Origin of the sequence: Vibrio rotiferianus (assembly GCF_002214395.1) — a bacterium.
Classification (GTDB): domain Bacteria; phylum Pseudomonadota; class Gammaproteobacteria; order Enterobacterales; family Vibrionaceae; genus Vibrio; species Vibrio rotiferianus.
This window is the reverse complement of the sequence record NZ_CP018312.1, coordinates 2,375,641-2,393,590: the sequence shown is the minus strand read 5'-3', so window position 1 is coordinate 2,393,590 and position 17,950 is coordinate 2,375,641. Positions and strand designations below refer to the sequence as shown.

17 protein-coding genes are annotated in these 17,950 nt (G+C 45.5%); 5 read left to right on the top strand and 12 right to left on the bottom strand.

Features of this window, described 5'->3' with window-relative positions:
• Positions 1-52 precede the first annotated feature (52 nt).
• The 4 genes from gmhB to treC all read left to right on the top strand — a co-directional run bounded on the left by gmhB (position 53) and on the right by treC (position 5,005).
• Positions 53-604, top strand: coding sequence for a D-glycero-beta-D-manno-heptose 1,7-bisphosphate 7-phosphatase (gene gmhB, locus BSZ04_RS20225; RefSeq protein WP_005381961.1), 552 nt, complete (start codon positions 53-55; stop codon positions 602-604).
• A gap of 74 nt (positions 605-678) precedes the next feature.
• Entirely contained in the window at positions 679-1,626 is a 948-nt protein-coding gene (gene treR, locus BSZ04_RS20220) for a trehalose operon repressor TreR (RefSeq protein ID WP_088881243.1), read from the top strand.
• A 176-nt stretch (positions 1,627-1,802) separates the two neighbouring features.
• Positions 1,803-3,227 (top strand): PTS trehalose transporter subunit IIBC, encoded by a 1,425-nt coding sequence (gene treB / locus BSZ04_RS20215; RefSeq protein WP_010446414.1) that lies wholly within the window; start codon positions 1,803-1,805, stop codon positions 3,225-3,227.
• Positions 3,228-3,319: 92 nt separating this feature from the next.
• The gene (gene treC, locus BSZ04_RS20210) at positions 3,320-5,005 is read left to right on the top strand and encodes an alpha,alpha-phosphotrehalase (RefSeq protein ID WP_088881242.1); all 1,686 of its coding nucleotides are present in this window, start codon (positions 3,320-3,322) and stop codon (positions 5,003-5,005) included.
• An 82-nt stretch (positions 5,006-5,087) separates the two neighbouring features.
• Here the strand turns inward: treC and BSZ04_RS20205 are convergent, their stop codons facing one another.
• Positions 5,088-5,690, bottom strand: a complete 603-nt coding sequence (locus BSZ04_RS20205; protein WP_005530699.1) for a YitT family protein — start codon at positions 5,688-5,690, stop codon at positions 5,088-5,090.
• A 347-nt stretch (positions 5,691-6,037) separates the two neighbouring features.
• On the opposite strand from BSZ04_RS20205, the gene glyA reads away from it, so the two are divergent.
• Positions 6,038-7,288 (top strand): serine hydroxymethyltransferase, encoded by a 1,251-nt coding sequence (gene glyA, locus BSZ04_RS20200; RefSeq protein ID WP_038886041.1) that lies wholly within the window; start codon positions 6,038-6,040, stop codon positions 7,286-7,288.
• A 789-nt stretch (positions 7,289-8,077) separates the two neighbouring features.
• Here glyA and lipA read toward each other — a convergent pair.
• The 11 genes from lipA to BSZ04_RS20145 form a co-directional block, all read right to left on the bottom strand.
• Positions 8,078-9,043, bottom strand: a complete 966-nt coding sequence (gene lipA / locus BSZ04_RS20195) for a lipoyl synthase (RefSeq protein WP_088881241.1) — start codon at positions 9,041-9,043, stop codon at positions 8,078-8,080.
• Positions 9,040-9,702, bottom strand: coding sequence for a lipoyl(octanoyl) transferase LipB (lipB, locus tag BSZ04_RS20190; protein WP_038886042.1), 663 nt, complete (start codon positions 9,700-9,702; stop codon positions 9,040-9,042). Before lipB ends, lipA begins: the two co-directional genes overlap by 4 nt.
• Before the next feature lie 176 nt (positions 9,703-9,878).
• A complete protein-coding gene (gene ybeD, locus BSZ04_RS20185) occupies positions 9,879-10,157 on the bottom strand; it encodes a DUF493 family protein YbeD (RefSeq protein ID WP_010446426.1) in 279 nt (92 codons plus the stop codon).
• Positions 10,158-10,318: 161 nt separating this feature from the next.
• On the bottom strand, positions 10,319-11,497 hold the full coding sequence (locus BSZ04_RS20180) for a serine hydrolase (RefSeq protein ID WP_010446428.1): 1,179 nt from the start codon (positions 11,495-11,497) through the stop codon (positions 10,319-10,321).
• A gap of 90 nt (positions 11,498-11,587) precedes the next feature.
• Positions 11,588-12,385, bottom strand: a complete 798-nt coding sequence (locus BSZ04_RS20175; protein ID WP_088881240.1) for a septal ring lytic transglycosylase RlpA family protein — start codon at positions 12,383-12,385, stop codon at positions 11,588-11,590.
• Positions 12,386-12,387: 2 nt separating this feature from the next.
• Complete coding sequence (rodA, locus tag BSZ04_RS20170; protein ID WP_038886046.1) at positions 12,388-13,509, bottom strand: rod shape-determining protein RodA; 1,122 nt, start codon at positions 13,507-13,509, stop codon at positions 12,388-12,390.
• Positions 13,509-15,428, bottom strand: a complete 1,920-nt coding sequence (gene mrdA / locus BSZ04_RS20165) for a penicillin-binding protein 2 (RefSeq protein ID WP_088881239.1) — start codon at positions 15,426-15,428, stop codon at positions 13,509-13,511. Before mrdA ends, rodA begins: the two co-directional genes overlap by 1 nt.
• A 29-nt stretch (positions 15,429-15,457) precedes the next feature.
• Positions 15,458-15,928 carry a 23S rRNA (pseudouridine(1915)-N(3))-methyltransferase RlmH gene (gene rlmH, locus BSZ04_RS20160; RefSeq protein ID WP_010446437.1) on the bottom strand — a complete coding sequence of 157 codons (471 nt, stop codon included), beginning with the start codon at positions 15,926-15,928 and terminating at the stop codon, positions 15,458-15,460.
• Between the two features lie 4 nt (positions 15,929-15,932).
• Complete coding sequence (gene rsfS, locus BSZ04_RS20155) at positions 15,933-16,250, bottom strand: ribosome silencing factor (RefSeq protein ID WP_029560931.1); 318 nt, start codon at positions 16,248-16,250, stop codon at positions 15,933-15,935.
• A 90-nt stretch (positions 16,251-16,340) separates the two neighbouring features.
• Positions 16,341-17,360 (bottom strand): DNA polymerase III subunit delta, encoded by a 1,020-nt coding sequence (gene holA, locus BSZ04_RS20150; RefSeq protein ID WP_088881238.1) that lies wholly within the window; start codon positions 17,358-17,360, stop codon positions 16,341-16,343.
• Between the two features lie 30 nt (positions 17,361-17,390).
• The gene (locus BSZ04_RS20145) at positions 17,391-17,903 is read right to left on the bottom strand and encodes an LPS-assembly lipoprotein LptE (RefSeq protein WP_088881237.1); all 513 of its coding nucleotides are present in this window, start codon (positions 17,901-17,903) and stop codon (positions 17,391-17,393) included.
• Positions 17,904-17,950: the final 47 nt, after the last annotated feature.

The window sequence follows — 17,950 nt, the reverse complement described above, 5'->3', positions numbered from 1 at the left end:
CTTATAAGGTATGTAATAATCTGATGAAACCGAGTAAATAGAGAAATACGTTTTGGCAAAACCTGCTGTTTTTATCGATCGTGACGGCGTGATCAACGTTGACCACGGCTACGTTCATGACGAACATGATTTTGAGTACATTGACGGTGTCTTTGAAGCGACGAAAGCGCTGAAAGATAAAGGCTACCTGTTGGTGCTTGTGACCAATCAATCCGGCATTGCACGTGGTAAATTCAGCGAAGACCGTTTCTTATCTCTGACTCAGTGGATGGACTGGAACTTCGCTGATAATGGCGTTGAGTTCGATGGTATCTACTACTGCCCACATCATCCTGAACATGGCATTGGTGAGTACAAGCAAGATTGTGAGTGCCGTAAGCCAAAACCTGGCATGTTCATTTCTGCACGTGACTTCTTGAAGATCGACATGGAGAAATCTGTGATGATCGGCGACAAAGCCGAAGATATGATGGCAGCAGAAGCGGCAGGCGTTGGCACTAAGATTTTGGTTCGCACTGGTAAGCCAGTAACAGAACAAGGCGAAGCGATTGCAACAGTAGTATTAGATAGCATTGCAGACGTGCCTGCATACCTAAACAAGTAATCTTCATTACTGACTGAGATAAGGGAAGGCGCTGCTTCCCTTTTATTTGATTCCTTCTTTTAGTCTGAACACTTATGAGCAAAAAACTCACCATTCTTGATATCGCGAAATTGGCTGGCGTGGGCAAATCGACGGTCAGCCGTGTGCTTACCAATGATCCCAAGGTAAAACCGCAAACGCGTGAGAAGGTAGAGCAAATCATTCGTGAATCAGGCTATGTCCCATCAAAGTCTGCGCAGTCGATGCGTGGTGGCAGTCAAAAGGTGATCGGCGTGATCATCTCTCGTTTAGATTCACCATCAGAAAACCGCGCCGTTGGCACCATGCTCAACGCTTTATACTCAGCAGGGTACGATGTCGTGATCATGGAGAGCCAATTCGATCGCGATAAAACTAATGAGCATTTGGATGTGCTTAAACGTCGCAATGTCGATGGGGTGATCGTGTTTGGCTTTACTGGATGTGATGAGCAAGCGTTAGCGGAGTGGGGCAATCGCATAGTCGTGATCGCGATGGACACGCAAATGGTTTCCTCGATCAACTACGATAACCAAGGCGTTATCGATATGGCGCTCTCTCATTTGGAACAACAATCTATTTCTCGTATTGCCTACATTGGTGTTGATCCAGAAGACCGCACCACGGGTCTTGCTCGCCTTAATGCTTACCAAGCTTGGTGTGAGAAAAAGCGCATCGAACCTCGCTTTCAAACCGGCAAGCTCAACCACGAAAGTGCTTATCATCTGGTGGATCAAGTCCTTCAATCCGATACGCAAGCCATCGCTTGTGCGAGTGACACCATCGCTCTCGGTGTGATTAAACGTCTGCAAGAAATGGGACGTGAAGATGTGGTGGTCACTGGTGTGGGTGGCAATGAACTACTTTCTTTTCTCTTCCCGAATGTCTTTAGTGTGGATCCTGGCTACTCTCATGCTGGTGAAAAAGCCGCTAACATGCTGATTAATCAATTAAATGGTGATGAGTCTGTGGTGCACTTTACCCAGAATCCTATCCGCCATTAATCCACGTTTCGATGATCTGCTCTAAAATTATACTGTGATCATTCTCAATTAATGGGACTGTTCCCATTTTGTTTTTGAATGCGAAATGGCACTATTAAAATCATTGAGTGGGAATGTTCCCATTATAAAAAATAAAACGATGAATTGAATGTATCCAATACAGGGTGGACAAAGTTATGAGTAAGATTGCGCGTCAAGACGTACAGCGTCTTATTGAGCTGGTCGGGGGATCGGACAATATTGCCAGTGTAAGCCACTGTTTAACTCGCTTGCGTTTCGTGTTGAATGACACTGACAAAGCCGATACAAAACAGTTAGATGCACTACCTATGGTGAAGGGCTGCTTTACCAACGCAGGTCAATTTCAGGTCGTAATCGGCACTGAAGTTGATGAGGTTTACAAAGTTCTGATCGAGCTTAGCGGCAAAAGTGAAGCGAGCAAAGATGAATCTAAGAACGCTGCTCGTCAAAACATGAATATCGTTGAGCGTGGTATTTCCCACCTTGCTGAAATCTTTGTACCACTGCTACCAGCGATCATCACCGGTGGTCTGATTCTTGGCTTCCGTAACGTGATTGGTGACATCAAGATGTTTGATGGCCAAACGTTAACGGAAATCAGCCAGTTTTGGGCTACGGTACACTCTTTCTTATGGCTAATTGGTGAGGCGATCTTCTTCTTCTTACCAGTTGGTGTGTGTTGGTCGACAGTGAAAAAGCTCGGCGGTACTCCGATTCTGGGTATCACATTGGGTGTCACTCTGGTTTCGCCACAGTTAATGAACGCCTATCTGATTGGTAAGCAAGTGCCTGAAGTATGGGACTTTGGCTTATTTGCCATCGAGAAAGTGGGCTATCAAGCGCAAGTGATTCCGGCGATGTTAGCCGGTATTGCACTGGCATTTATCGAAACTAACTTAAAACGCATTATTCCATCTTACCTCTACCTAGTGGTCGTGCCGTTTGTTTCTATCATTGTGTCTGTGATTCTTGCGCACTCTATCATTGGTCCATTCGGTCGTATGTTGGGTGACGGCGTTGCTTTCGCTGCGAAAGCTGCCATGACGGGTGACTTCGCGATGATTGGTTCAACCATCTTCGGCTTCCTATACGCGCCATTGGTGATTACCGGTATTCACCACACCACCAACGCGGTTGACCTTCAACTGATGCAAGAGCTAGGCGGCACGCCAATTTGGCCTTTGATTGCACTTTCAAACATTGCTCAAGCATCTGCAGTAGTTGGCATCATTATCATCAGTAAAAAACACGGCGAGCGTGATATCTCAGTGCCTGCGGCTATCTCTGCTTACCTTGGTGTGACTGAGCCAGCGATGTACGGCATCAACTTGAAATACAAATTCCCAATGCTGAGCGCGATGATCGGTAGTGCGATTGCCGCTGCTATCTGTGGTAGCGCAGGTGTGATGGCGAACGGTATCGGTGTGGGCGGTTTGCCGGGCATCTTGTCTATCCAACCACAGTTCTGGGGCGTATTTGCTCTGGCGATGTTGGTGGCGATTGTGGTCCCAGTGGCACTGACCCTTGTGTTGTATAAGCGTGCGCAAATGAAAGGCGAGTTAGAAACCGCTAGCGCGTAATTCGAACTGAGGCAGTGATTTGGCTGCCTCGTTTATCTCCTCGATTTTTTAAGATTTTTAAGTTTCCGTTTAATGGTAAGTGAGCATTAGAAATGGCAATGACCAAGCATGATGAGAGTTGGTGGAAAACCGCAACCATCTACCAAATTTACCCAAAAAGCTTTTGTGACAGTGGAAGTAAAGGCACGGGTGATATTAAAGGGATCATTTCTAAACTGGATTATCTAAAACACCTTGGTGTGGATGCGATTTGGCTGACGCCGGTTTATCAATCGCCAATGATCGACAACGGTTATGACATTTCCGATTATTACGCGATCAACCCAGATTTCGGCACTATGCAAGATTTCGATACCCTGTTGGCAGAGGCTCACCAACTGGGTATTCGAATCATCATGGACATCGTGGTCAATCATACTTCGACAGAACACAAGTGGTTCCAATCAGCACTGGGTGACAAAAACAGCCCATACCGTGATTACTACATCTGGAAAGATCCGGTTGATGGCGCAGAGCCAAACAACTGGCAATCTAAGTTTGGAGGCAATGCTTGGGCACTGGATGAAAAAACGGGCCAGTACTATTTGCACCTTTTTGCTAAAGAGCAAGCGGACTTAAACTGGGAAAACCCGGTAGTGCGTGAAGAAGTGAAAGAAGTCATCAGCTTCTGGGCAGAGAAAGGTGTGGATGGTTTCCGTCTTGACGTTATCAACCTGATTTCCAAGCAGCAAGATTTTCCAAGTGATGATATTGGTGATGGTCGCCGCTTCTACACCGACGGCCCACGTGTGCACGAATACCTTCAAGAGATCAGTGAAGCCGTGTTCCAAAAATATGGCAGCGTGACGGTAGGTGAAATGTCTTCCACCACGCTAGAGCATTGTCAGCAGTATTCAGCGCAAGATGGCAAAGAGCTGTCGATGGTGTTCAATTTCCACCACCTGAAAGTCGATTACCCGAATGGTGATAAGTGGACGAAAGCGCCGTTTGATTTCATCCAACTGAAACAGATCTTCAATCATTGGCAAACCGGCTTAAATGGCAAAGGGTGGGGCGCGCTATTTTGGTGTAACCACGACCAACCACGCGTTGTGAGTCGATTAGGTAACGACGAACAATACCGTGTTGAATCTGCCAAAATGCTTGCGGCATCGGTACACATGATGCAAGGCACCCCTTATGTTTATCAAGGTGAAGAGATCGGCATGACCAACCCGGGCTACACCGAAATCAGCCAATATCGCGATGTTGAAAGCACGAACATGTACGACATCATGGTCAATCGCGATGACGTATCTCACGACGATATGATGGCGATTTTGGCACAGAAGTCGCGTGATAACTCACGTACGCCAATGCAATGGAACAGCGCGAAACACGCGGGCTTTACTGAGGGCGCGCCGTGGTTAGAGGTGGCTCAGAACTATTCAGAGATCAATGCGGAAGCCGCGATTGCCGATTTGAACTCGGTGTTCTACTTCTACAAGCGCTTGATTGAACTGCGTAAACAGGTTCAAGTGATCACTGATGGTCGTTACGAGGACCTGCTGCCAGAGCACAAACGTATTTTTGCTTATGCTCGTCAGAACGATAAGCAAACGCTGTTGTGTATTAACAACTACTACGGCGAAGAAGTGGAGTGTGTATTACCAGAGCGCTTTGATATGAGTAAAGCCAAGAACCTGCTTTCCAATTATCAGAATGTGACCAGCGCGATTGCTTCCAATCACCAAGTTCTGCGTCCTTACGAAACACGCATCTTGCTGATTGAATCTTAAAGGCAAATAAAAGTACCCCTAAGGATTTCGATCCGAAACAAAAGGCTTTGGAGTGCTCCCCAAAGCCTTTTATTTTTTCATCCTATGACCCGTAGCTTACAGAATAACGATGCGGCTTGTGGTTCATCGCAAGGACAAGGTTTAGCGCGAAGGCGCCAAGAATCGACAAGCCGATAACCCACGGAGTGACGAAGAAGAAAGAGGCAAATAAGATACAAGCGTCAATCGCCATCTGAGATTTGCCTACCGAGATACCAAACTTGTCCTGAATGAATAAGCACAGTACGTTGAAACCACCCAAACTTGAGCGGTGGCGGAATAGGATCAGCATGCCCAAGCCCATCAATAGCCCACCAGCTACGGCGCAGTAAATCTCATTAATCGATTCGAGTGAAATCAGTAAATACAGATTATCAGCAAAGATAGAAACCAAAGCGCCAGAAATTGCACTATTAATCGCAAAATGACGGCCAAAGCGTTTCCATGCTAGCAAGTAAAAAGGGCAGTTGGCTAAAAAGTAAAGCACACCAAACGTAAAAGGTGTAAATTGGCTAATAAGCAGAGCCAATCCAGTTGTGCCTCCGGTTAAGAGGTTAGCGGATTGGAGAAAGAAAACCCCTTGAGCTACCAAAAAGGTACCTGTAAGAATTGCCATCCAGTCTTCTTTTCTTGAGTGTTTTTCCATCTAATATGCAGTCGTTGATGATAAATCGGGCATGCATAGTAGTAAAAAGATGATCTTTTCGGTAGCTAGAGGGTAAAATTTACGGTAAACCTATGTAATTGTTGTTTTACAGGGTGTAAAGCACAAATTTGACAGTCAGTTGTTCATGGTCAAACGATTGCGATATCGTCATGATAATTCTTACTTGTCATCATGAAAAAACTGCATGAGAAAAATTACAAATTTCTCTTTATGACCTAGATCAAATTATGTAAAATGCGCGCCATTAGCTCGACGTAAACGTTTGCGTTAGGTCGTTATTCAGTTTTTTTGCAACTTTCAGTACCAATCTGAGTCAGGAGATACAGATGCTTAAGCGTGATATGAACATCGCAGATTACGATGCGGAACTGTTCGCAGCTATCCAGGAAGAGACTCTTCGCCAGGAAGAACACATTGAACTTATCGCTTCTGAAAACTACACAAGTCCACGTGTAATGGAAGCACAAGGTTCTCAGCTAACGAACAAATACGCTGAAGGCTACCCAGGCAAGCGTTACTACGGCGGTTGTGAGTACGTAGACAAAGCTGAAGCACTAGCAATCGATCGTGCATGCCAACTGTTCGGCTGTGAGTACGCGAACGTACAGCCTCACTCAGGTTCTCAAGCAAACAGCGCAGTTTACATGGCGCTTCTAAACCCAGGCGACACAGTTCTAGGTATGAGCTTAGCACACGGTGGTCACCTAACTCACGGTTCACCAGTTAACTTCTCTGGCAAGCACTACAACGTTATCCCTTACGGTATCGATGAAGCTGGTCAAATCAACTACGACGAGATGGAGCAACTAGCCCTTGAGCACAAGCCTAAGATGATCATCGGTGGTTTCTCTGCTTACTCACAAATTGTTGATTGGAAACGCATGCGTGAAATCGCAGACAAAGTTGACGCTTACCTATTCGTAGACATGGCGCACGTTGCTGGTCTAATCGCTGCAGGTGAATACCCAACACCAGTACCACACGCTCACGTAGTTACAACGACTACGCATAAGACACTTGCAGGCCCACGTGGTGGTCTAATCCTGTCTAATGCGGGCGAAGACATGTACAAAAAGCTGAACTCAGCAGTATTCCCTGGTGGTCAAGGTGGCCCTCTAATGCACGTTATCGCTGGTAAAGCAGTAGCGTTCAAAGAAGCAATGGAACCTGAGTTCAAAGCTTACCAAGCTCGCGTAGTGAAAAACGCAAAAGCAATGGTTGGCCAATTCCAAGAGCGTGGTTACAAGATCGTATCTAACGGTACAGAGAACCACCTATTCCTAGTTGACCTAATCGACAAGGACATTACAGGTAAAGATGCAGATGCAGCACTAGGTGCAGCAAACATCACAGTAAACAAGAACTCTGTACCAAACGATCCACGCAGCCCATTCGTAACGTCTGGTATCCGTGTCGGTACACCAGCAATTACTCGTCGTGGCTTCACTGAAGATGACGCGAAAGAGCTAGCAAACTGGATGTGTGACGTTCTAGATAACATCGGCAACGAGGAAGTTATCGAAGCGACGAAACAGAAAGTTCTAGAAATTTGTAAGCGTCTACCAGTTTACGCGTAACTTTCTTCATAGAGTGCGCCGATTTCGTTGTCGAACATACTCATTTGCTAGAAGCAAACTCCGTGTGTTCTCCTAGAACTCGACCCATCTATTTCGAAAGTTCACCCAATTTAAAGGTCCTCATTTGAGGGCCTTTTTGTTTTTCTAGCGTATGGAAGTATCAGCTCAGAGTACGTTGAAAGCAGATTCCTGATATCGCCTAGGCTCTTCGAAATGACGCGCTTTGGGTTTTGAGAGACCGGTTGTTATGTGGAGGCTCGGGAGTATTTGAGTGGAAAACGAAAGAGATTATTAGATTCTGAATATACTTTTGATTTGCTCAGGAGCCCAACTGCGTCATTCCCTACAAGCGAGGAACGAGCGGGATAGGGAATCTCTAATTGTCACTGTTGCTTAGAGAGCGCGTTGAAAGCAGATTCCTGATATCGCCTAGGCTCTTCGGAATGACGCGCATTTAGTTGTGAGAAACAGGTTTGTTGTGTGGAGGCTTTTGGGGAAGTAGAAAAACGAAAGAGATGATTAGACTCTGGATATATTTTTGATTTGCTCAGGAGCCCAACTGCGTCATTCCCTACAAGCGAGGTACGAGCGGGATAGGGAATCTCTAATTGTCACTGTTGTTTAGAGAGCGCGCTGAAACGAGATTCCTGATATCGCCTAGGCTCTTCGGAATGACGCGCTATTAGTTTAAGGATATAGGTTCGTTATCCGAATGGCAGTGGTTTAGATTCAGCAGAAACAAAAAAGGTTGGCCCTGAGCCAACCTTTCTTTTCAAAACAAGCGAGTGCTTATTTAATCTCGATACCTTGAGCCTGCATATCGGCATGGTAAGAAGAGCGAACGAATGGACCACACGCCGCGTGGGTGAAGCCAAGTTCTAGTGCGATCTCTTTTAACTCGTCAAACTCTGAAGGTGGAACGTAACGCTCTACTGGCAAGTGGTGACGGCTTGGCGCTAGGTACTGACCAAGAGTCAGCATAGTTACGCCATGTGCACGAAGGTCTTTCAGTACTTCGATGATCTCTTCTTTCGTTTCACCAAGACCCATCATCAGGCCTGATTTAGTCGGTACATTTGGGTGCTGCTCTTTGAATTTTTGTAGCAGTTGTAACGACCATTTGTAGTTCGCACCTGGGCGAGCTTTACGGTACAGACGAGGTGCCGTTTCTAGGTTGTGGTTGAAGACATCTGGCGGGTTGTCTTTCATTAGATCAAGCGCAACGTCCATGCGGCCACGGAAGTCAGGAACCAGAGTTTCAATCTTGATGTGTGGGTTCAGTTCACGGATTTCACGGTTACAGTTGGCAAAGTGCTCTGCACCACCATCACGTAAGTCATCGCGGTCAACGGAAGTGATTACAACATACTTCAGCTTCATGTCTGCGATGGTTTTCGCTAGTTTTTTTGGCTCTTCAGCTTCAACAGGAAGCGGACGACCATGGGCAACGTCACAGAAAGGACAACGGCGTGTACAGATCGCGCCTAGGATCATGAAAGTAGCCGTACCGTGGTTAAAACATTCAGCTAGGTTAGGGCAAGACGCTTCTTCACATACAGAATGAAGGTCATTCTTGCGCATCGCTGATTTGATGTCTTGAATACGTTGGCTGTCGGCTGGTAGCTTGATCTTCATCCAATCAGGCTTACGTAGCACTTCTTTCTGCTCTGTAGGCATGTTCTTTACTGGAATCAATGCCATCTTATCGGCGTCGCGGTATTTAACGCCTTTTTCCATCTGGATTGGTTTGCTCATGCTTTGTTACCTTGAGAAGGTGCTTCTGTGCTGAAATCTACTTGCTCATAATCAAGCAAAGTAACGAGTTCTTGTATTAGTTGTTTTTCCACGGCTTCGATGTCTTCTGGCCCGCCTACTTGGCTTACCTGAACCATCTCCATTCCTTCATAGCCGCATGGGTTTATACGTAAAAACGGACCTAAGTCCATATTCACATTTAACGCCAGACCATGGAATGAGCATCCTTTACGAATGCGAAGTCCGAGAGAACATATTTTTTTACCGTCGACATAAACGCCAGGAGCGTCAGGTCGCGCAGCTGAATCTATATTGTATGCCTTAAGAGTGTTAATAACGAGGTTCTCAATGTGCGTAACGAGATCTCGCACTCCTAATTTTTTGCGACGTAGATTGATCAAGAAGTAAGCAACCAATTGACCCGGTCCATGGTAAGTCACCTGACCGCCACGATCACTTTGTACAACAGGAATATCTCCAGTGTTGATAAGGTGCTCGGCTTTACCTGCTTGACCTTGTGTAAATACTGGATTGTGCTCTACCAACCAAACTTCATCAGGTGTGTCGTCTGTGCGTTGATCAGTAAACTCATGCATTGCCTTCCATACAGGCTCATAATCTTGGCGTCCAAGTCGTTTTACAACAAGTTGGTGTTGCATGGAAATTCCTGTCGCTAATAAATAAAGTTTTTGGATTATAAACCGGATAACCCTAATGCTCTACAGCTGAGTAACAGATTTTTAACTGATACATGGGGTGGTTTAGATTATCTGTATGATAAATAAAAAGAAAGCAGCCGAGGCTGCTTTCAAAAAAAATTTAATCTATCAAAAAATTATAGAACCATGCGTACAATTTCGATTTCACCTAGCTCTTTATATAGAGTTTCAACCTGTTCGATAGAGGTTGCAGTGATATTGATAGACACCGAGTGGTAGTTACCCTTAGCGCTTGGTTTTACTGTTGGGCTGTAGTCACCAGGAGCATGGCGCTGGATCACTTCAAGAACAAGTTCTGGAAGCTCAGGCTTTGCGTGACCCATTACCTTGTAAGTAAATGAACAAGGGAACTCAAGCAGGTCTTTCAATTTTGCATCAGAGTTGATGGTTAGCATATCGGTAACTCCAGTTGGTATTCGTTGCGGTGCGAAATAGTACAGTCAAATTAGGGTTAACTCAAGATCATACCCAAGCGTGTTGGGGTCCTTTGAGTATAGATAACAAAGCCGCCCTAGTTGGCGGCTTTGTAGATTCGTTTGTTGGTCAGAAGCGACGGTTAGAAGAAGCTCTTAAACAACAACACGATGTAGTCCCACATGCGGCTAAATAGGCTGCCTTGGTCTACTGTTTCCAGTGCCATTAGTGGGTACTCAGCAATATCTTCACCATCGATTTGATAGTATAGCTTACCAACTACATCCCCTTTATTAATTGGGGCTTCTAGCTCTTTTTCAAGTACGAAGCTTGCTTTTAGGTTCTTTGCTTGACCGCGAGGTAGGGTAACATAAGTATCTTCATCTACACCGAGAGCGACGGTATCTTTGCTGCCCATCCATACTTTCTCTTCTACGAAGGTTTCACCCGCTTTATGTGGTGCCACTGTTTCGAAGAAGCGGAAACCATAGCTCAGTAGCTTTTTGCTTTCCGATTTACGCGCGTTTGCGTCTTTAGTACCCATCACTACGGCAACTAAACGCATTTGTCCTTCAGTTGCTGAACTTACTAGGCTGTAACCTGCGTTGCTAGTGTGACCGGTTTTGATACCGTCAACGTTCATGCTCTTGTCCCACAGCAGACCGTTACGGTTGTACTGTGTGATACCGTTGTAAGTAAACTTCTTATCCGAGTAAATACGGTATTCATCTGGCACATCACGAATCAGTGCTTTACCAAGTAACGCCATATCGTAAGGTGTAGAGTATAGGTTAGGGTTGTCTAAACCATGAACGTTTGCAAAGTGCGTATTTGTCATCCCTAGCGTGTCAGCCCATGCATTCATCAAATCAACGAATGCATCTTCTGAGCCTGCGATATGTTCAGCCATCGCAACACAAGCATCGTTACCTGATTGGATGATGATGCCGCGGTTTAGGTCATGTACCTTAACGGTTGTACCTACTTCGATGAACATTTTTGAAGAATCAGGGAAGTTCTTTGCCCATGCATTTTTGCTGATGGTTACATCATCGTCTTCTGAAATATTACCACGCGCGAGTTCTTGACCAATTACGTAGCTGGTCATCATTTTCGTTAGACTTGCAGGAGATAACTTAGTGTTCATCTCTTTTTCTGCCAGTACTTTACCTGAATGGTAATCCATCAATACGTAGCCTTTCGCTGCGATTTGTGGCGCGTCTGGAACAACAATTGGTGATGCAAGTGCTGATTGAGCAAAGGTTGCAGAAAGAGCAACCGAAGAAACGAGAATAGATTTCACAAACTTATTTTTATTCATGGTAATTCAAATTTTTTGGTTAACTGTCGTCATCTTAACAGAATCCCCGGTTATATAAGAGAGGCTCTGCATAGAAATTCATGAATCGGGTCATTTAACAGTTGTGTGTTTTTTAATAAATGCTGATGGATAGCCGAGCAACTTAACTTTCTCTAACATACTTTGTGTCAGAGCATAATCAGTAAATGGCCCCACAAAGAGTCGATGTAAATCGTCTGTACTTTCTAGGAAAATTTCAGTATCCAGCTTTTGACTTATATCTAAGCCTAAAGTTCGCGTGCGATCTGCATATTTAGATGAAGCGACTTGAATGACGTACTTTGGGTGCGCAGCGAGTGCTTTCTCATCCGTAGGTTTTTCAAAACTGAGAACTTCGATTTCAACATTGGCGGTGCCAGTTTTTACGACATCTAACTTGAAAGCGGCTGCATAACTCAAGTCGATAATTCGTCCTTCGTGAAATGGTCCTCGGTCATTGACTCTAACAATCGTTGATTTGCCATTGTCTGTATTTGTTACTTTTACAAAACTTGGCAATGGCAACGTTTTATGAGCCGCTGTCATCGAATACATGTCGTAGATCTCACCGTTTGAAGTGAGATGTCCTTGGAACTTTTCACCGTACCAAGATGCTTTGCCTTTTTCTTTAAACCCTTTTGCATCACGGATGATCTTGTAGTCTTGTCCGCGTAAGGTGTAATTACTATTACCCCCTAAACTGTACGGTTCATATTTAGGGTGTGCATCTTCAATATGTTCGACAGACAAAGGTTTTTCAGGAGCGACATCTGATTCTAGTTCGTATCGCCCCTCTTGTGCTTTTTGGCTTGAGCAGCCTGCCAAAATCAAAGCAGAGAAAACTAAGCTGTATAAAGAACGGTTTTGCATGTCTAGGTAGCCTTAGAGAATGCTTTTCTGTGTGTATGAATTGACATTAAAATGCCAAAACCAGCCATCAAGGTCACCATTGAGGTGCCGCCATAACTGATCAACGGTAAAGGTACGCCTACCACAGGTAGGATGCCACTAACCATGCCAATATTTACAAAAATATACACGAAGAAGCTGAGTACAATACTGCCTGCCATCATTCGACCAAACGCAGTTTGTGCTTGGCTAGCGAGGTAAAGACCACGACCAATGATAAATAGATAGATGGCTAATAGGCAAAGGAAGCCAATCATACCCCATTCTTCTGCAATTACTGCAAAGATAAAGTCAGTGTGTCGCTCGGGAAGAAACTCAAGTTGTGATTGGGTGCCTTGTAACCAGCCTTTGCCTGAAATACCACCAGAGCCAATGGCGATTTTACTTTGGATGATATGGTAGCCTGCACCAAGTGGGTCTGATTCGGGGTTAAACAAAGTACGGACACGTACTTTTTGGTATTCACGCATCAGGAAGAACCACAAAATAGGAATGAAGCCTCCTAACGCTATGGCGGCACCTGTGATGATTTTCCAACTGATACCAGCGAGGAAGATTACAAAGATACCTGAAGCTGCGATCAGGATGGAAGTACCTAAGTCGGGTTGTTTAGCAATGAGAATGGTGGGAATAAACACCATGACAAGCGCAACAATTAGCGTGGTCAATGTTGGTGGGAGTGGTTTTCGGCCAATATAGCGCGCAACCATCAATGGCACGGCAAGCTTCAGCAATTCTGAAGGCTGAAAACGAACAAACCCTAGGTTAAGCCAGCGCTGAGCACCTTTTGAAGCCTCGCCAAAAAAGAGCACACCAAGAAGTAGTATGACACCACCGACAAACATCAGTGGAGCGAGACTTTCATAAGTTCTGGGTGATATTTGGGCCAATACAAGCATGACAGCTAGCGATAACACCATGCGCATTGCTTGGCGATCCATCATTGCAAAGCTCTGGCCACTAGCACTGTACATAATGACCAGACCAAACCCCATTAATGCCAGAATGCCTAACAGTAACGGTAAATCGATGTGAAAGCGCTCAAATAAAGCTCGATTCTTACCTGTAGACGGATCCATTTTCATTAGTGCGATACCTTTTTCTTCGCTGCGTCATCATCTGTAGCAGCTACGTTGTCGCCCAAAACGACTCTGTCGAAGATCTTTCTCACCACCGGAGCACCATTACTTGAGCCACCGCCGGCGTTTTCTAGTACAACAGTTACCACCACTTTCGGATCGTCAAATGGCGCAAACCCCGTAAATAGAGCGTGGTCTCGTAAGTGTTCTGCAATTTCGTCCGCGTTGTACTCTTCATTTTCGCCAAGACCAAATACTTGTGCAGTACCTGACTTACCGGCTGTTTGGTAAGTCATCTTGTAGAACGAGCGGCGAGCTGTACCCTTGGTACCATGGTTAACCAAGCGCATACCTTCTTTGGCCATATTCCAGTATTTATCTGGCACGTTTTGGATAGGAGGGTAGGTCACATACTCAGATGTTTTTTGCTGTTCAAAATCACCACCATTGTCGATGGTTGCTTTGAGTAAGTGCGGTGCGGTTACAGCGCCTTCATTGACGAGAACCGATGTTGCTTTGGCTATCTGCATTGGCGTTGCTGTCCAATACCCTTGGCCTATACCAACAGGAATTGTATCGCCCTTGTACCAAGGAGTCTTATGGCGAGCCATCTTCCAATCACGTGTTGGCATGTTAGCTTTACTTTCTTCGTAAATGTCGATGCCTGTGTAATCACCAAAGCCAAACATCATCATCCAGTTAGAGATACGGTCAATGCCCATGTCGTAGGCGATTTGATAGAAGAAAGTATCTACAGATTCTTCAATTGACTTGATGATGTCAACGCGACCATGTCCCCAGCGCAGCCAGTCACGGAAAGGGCGAGTATCTGAGTTTGGAATACGCCAATAACCTGGGTCATTACGAGTTGTTTTAGGTGTGACGACACCTTCTTCCAGAGCCGCCACTGCCATGAATGGCTTAATGGTCGAGGCCGGTGGATAAATGCCGAGCGTAGTTCGGTTCACCAAAGGACGATTCTTATCGTTCAGTAGAGCTCGGTAAGCTTTGCCTGAGATACCATGTACAAATGCATTTGGGTCGTAACTCGGGCTCGATACCATTGCAAGTACGCCGTTATCACGAGGATCAAGCACTACTGCACTACCACGTCGAGCATCCAACAACTGGTGTACGTACAACTGAAGGTTGATATCGAGGTTCAAGACGATATCTCTACCTGGAATCGGAGGGATATACTTTAGTGTACGGATGACGCGACCACGGCTGTTGACTTCTACCTCTTGGTAGCCTGCCGTACCGTGCAGTAGGTCTTCGTAATATTTTTCGATACCTAACTTGCCGATATCGCGGGTTGCTTGGTAGTTGGCGTCTTTCTCTTCACGAACTAAACGTTGCATATCGCGGTCGTTAATTCGTGATACGTAACCAATGACGTGGGTCAAAACTTCGCCGTATGGGTAGTAACGTTTCAAGGTCGCACTGATCTCAACACCAGGGAAACGGTATTGATTGACAGAAAATACGGCTACTTGCTTTTCATTTAATTGGGTCAAAAGTGGTACAGACTTGAAGCGACGTGTACGCTTACGCTCACGTTGAAAGCGTTCTATTTGTTCTGGGGTAATTTCCAGAATGGTTTGTAACCCTTGGATTGTCTCGTCAATGTTTTTAATCTTTTCTGGGGTTAACTCCAGGTTATAAACGGGACGGTTTTCAGCAAGTAGCACTCCGTTGCGGTCGTAGATAAGGCCGCGGTTAGGTGCGATAGGTACCACTTTAATGCGGTTATCGTTGGAACGGGTTTGATAGTCTTGAAATTGGTTGACCTGAATGTTGTACATATTAGCAACTAACAGGCCCATCAAGACAACAATACCAAGAAATGCAAAAACAGCACGACTGGCGAACAGGCGTGCTTCTGCTTGGTAATCTCGAATTTGACTGCGGCGTCTACGAATCATTAACGCTTATCTCTACTGCTAAGTCGCTATTATTCGCGGTGGTAAGGGTGGTTAGCTGTAATGCTCCACGCTCGATATAAGCTCTCAGCCATTACGATACGAACCAGTGGGTGTGGTAATGTCAGTGCCGAAAGTGACCAGCTTTGATCAGCGGCAGCTTTACATGCTGGTGCTAGACCCTCTGGGCCACCGATTAGAATCGACACATCGCGGCCATCAAGTTTCCACGCTTCTAGCTGTTCTGCTAGTTGTGGGGTATCCCATTTTTTACCTGGAATATCGAGCGTGACGATGCGGCTACCTTTTGGTACTGCAGCCAACATTGCTTCGCCTTCTTTTTGTAGAATGCGTGCGATATCTGCGTTTTTACCGCGTTTGCCTGCGGGGATTTCAACCAACTCGAGTGGCATATCATGTGGGAAGCGACGGCGGTATTCCTGAAAACCTTCTTCGACCCATTTGGGCATTTTTGTGCCAACGGCAATTAGTTGAATTTTCAAAAGATTAACCCCAGAGTTTTTCTAGTTGGTACAGCTCACGGTGTTCTTCTTGCATCACGTGAAGCATGGCGTCGCCCATGTCTAGGACAACCCATTCACCTTCATTTTCGCCTTCCATACCTAGTGGCTCTAGACCCGCTTTCTTCACTTCAGATGCGACGTGATCAGCGATAGATGAAACGTGACGCTTAGACGTACCAGTACAAATGATCATGTAATCTGTCACGCTTGATTTGCCTTCTACATCTAGAATAACAATCTGTTCCGCTTTCATGTCGTCGGCTTTATCGGCTAAAAAGTCTTTAAGTTCTTCGCGAAGCACTCGGTTTTCCTCGGTATTTTCGTTTCTATCTGTGGGTGTTTTAACTTAACTGGGCTAAAACTGGTTGCGCACTATATCACGCTTTGAAAGCTAAATTGCCAGCTTAATATCAGGTGAACAGGTTTCTAGGCTCAATTGATGGATAGTTGGCCACACAGATTCATCATATTGGGTTTTGGCTTTTATCTCGGCGTGTGCCAATAGAGATAAAAGCGCGCAAATTCGGGAGGCTGACAGACGAGTCAGCGCAGCATTGTAAAATGGACGTTTGTTTTGCCACACTCGATGTTTTTCAAACACCTGAATCATGCCCATTTGGGTAAGATTTCGGTGCATGTTGAGTAGTTGGTTGAACTCTTTCTGTACACTGCGGATCAGAATAACGGCTTCTATACCTTCTGCTTCCAGCTGACGCAGGATGCGTTGTGCACGGTTGGCTTTACCTGCAAGTAGGGCATCAATCCAGTGGAACGTCGTAAAGTGGTTGTGGCGGCTAAGTGATTCTTCGAGTCGCACAACCGTCAGTTCGCCATCTGGATAGAGCAAAGCGAGTTTCTCTAAACTTTGCGATAGTGCGAACAAATTACCCTCGTGCCACTGGGCCAACATTTGCAGTGATTGCTGATCAGCTTTTAATCCCAATGTTCGGCAGCGTGCTTGCACAAACATCGGCAAGCGTTGCAAATCGGGTGTTAGGCAGCTGACCCAGTCACCTTTTGCACTAAGTGCTTTGAACCATTTCGCGTTCTCTTGTGCTTTGGTCAGTTTGCTACCGACGATTACCAGCATGATGTCTTCATGTAGCATGTCACACAAAGTTTGCAGCTCTTTGCTAACCGTTGTGGTCACGCCACTCTCTGGCAGCTCAAGCTCAATCAACTGACGGCTTGAGAATAGGCTTAGCGCTTGGCAACAGTCGTACACTTGATTCCAATCTAAGCTGGTATCAACTGAAAAACGATGCCTTTCTTCGAAGCCTTGTTGGCGAGCCATATCCTGAATCGCTTGGCGGCTTTCCTGAATCAACAGCGGTTCATTACCAAAAATTAGGTAAACTTGCTTGATATGCTTAGCTAGGTGCTCGGCCAGTTTATCGGCAAAAATTCGCATAAGGGTAAATTAGTCGTTTATTTGTTGTGGTTATTGAGCTGCTTCAAACTCAGCTCTCACACGGCCAAGTTGGCGCATCATTTGCGATGCCGCTTGTTGGCGCATTTCGTCTTCGATTACGTCACGCTCTACCGACTTTGCCAGTGCGGTTAGCGGGTTATCTAAGAAGTTGCGGTTTACTGTTGTCGTGAACTCTTCAGAGCCTTGTTCAGGGATAGTCACTTGGTAACGTACCACATAGGTAAGCTCTTTCTCTGCCGCACGGCTGTTTTGATACAGAGATAGCGTGCGCTCCTCAGTGGTTTCTCCAATGAGGTATAGATTCGGTGTTGTTTGACTTGGGTTAACCAATTTGACTTTGTTTAGTTCTAGCTGTGAACGAACATAGCGTGTTAGTGGGCTGTATTCATCGTAGCTAGTGAAAGACATGGTGTGCAGTTCTTCCGGAACGGAATACTCGCCACGAAGGTGAAAACCACAGGCAGAAAGAAGCCCCGCTAATACCAATACCACTGGTAGTTTAATCAAAGAGAAAAAGCGCATTGATTGTATTCATCCTAAATTGAAGGGGTTATTTACCTTAAACCACT

Coding starts and splice junctions, on each gene's coding strand:
- treR (WP_088881243.1), top strand. CDS start 679: ATGAGCAAAAAACTCACCATTCTTGATATCGCGAAATTGGCTGGCGTG.
- treB (WP_010446414.1), top strand. CDS start 1,803: ATGAGTAAGATTGCGCGTCAAGACGTACAGCGTCTTATTGAGCTGGTC.
- treC (WP_088881242.1), top strand. CDS start 3,320: ATGGCAATGACCAAGCATGATGAGAGTTGGTGGAAAACCGCAACCATC.
- BSZ04_RS20205 (WP_005530699.1), bottom strand. CDS start 5,690: ATGGAAAAACACTCAAGAAAAGAAGACTGGATGGCAATTCTTACAGGT.
- glyA (WP_038886041.1), top strand. CDS start 6,038: ATGCTTAAGCGTGATATGAACATCGCAGATTACGATGCGGAACTGTTC.
- lipA (WP_088881241.1), bottom strand. CDS start 9,043: ATGAGCAAACCAATCCAGATGGAAAAAGGCGTTAAATACCGCGACGCC.
- lipB (WP_038886042.1), bottom strand. CDS start 9,702: ATGCAACACCAACTTGTTGTAAAACGACTTGGACGCCAAGATTATGAG.
- ybeD (WP_010446426.1), bottom strand. CDS start 10,157: ATGCTAACCATCAACTCTGATGCAAAATTGAAAGACCTGCTTGAGTTC.
- BSZ04_RS20180 (WP_010446428.1), bottom strand. CDS start 11,497: ATGAATAAAAATAAGTTTGTGAAATCTATTCTCGTTTCTTCGGTTGCT.
- BSZ04_RS20175 (WP_088881240.1), bottom strand. CDS start 12,385: ATGCAAAACCGTTCTTTATACAGCTTAGTTTTCTCTGCTTTGATTTTG.
- rodA (WP_038886046.1), bottom strand. CDS start 13,509: ATGAAAATGGATCCGTCTACAGGTAAGAATCGAGCTTTATTTGAGCGC.
- mrdA (WP_088881239.1), bottom strand. CDS start 15,428: ATGATTCGTAGACGCCGCAGTCAAATTCGAGATTACCAAGCAGAAGCA.
- holA (WP_088881238.1), bottom strand. CDS start 17,360: ATGCGAATTTTTGCCGATAAACTGGCCGAGCACCTAGCTAAGCATATC.
- BSZ04_RS20145 (WP_088881237.1), bottom strand. CDS start 17,903: ATGCGCTTTTTCTCTTTGATTAAACTACCAGTGGTATTGGTATTAGCG.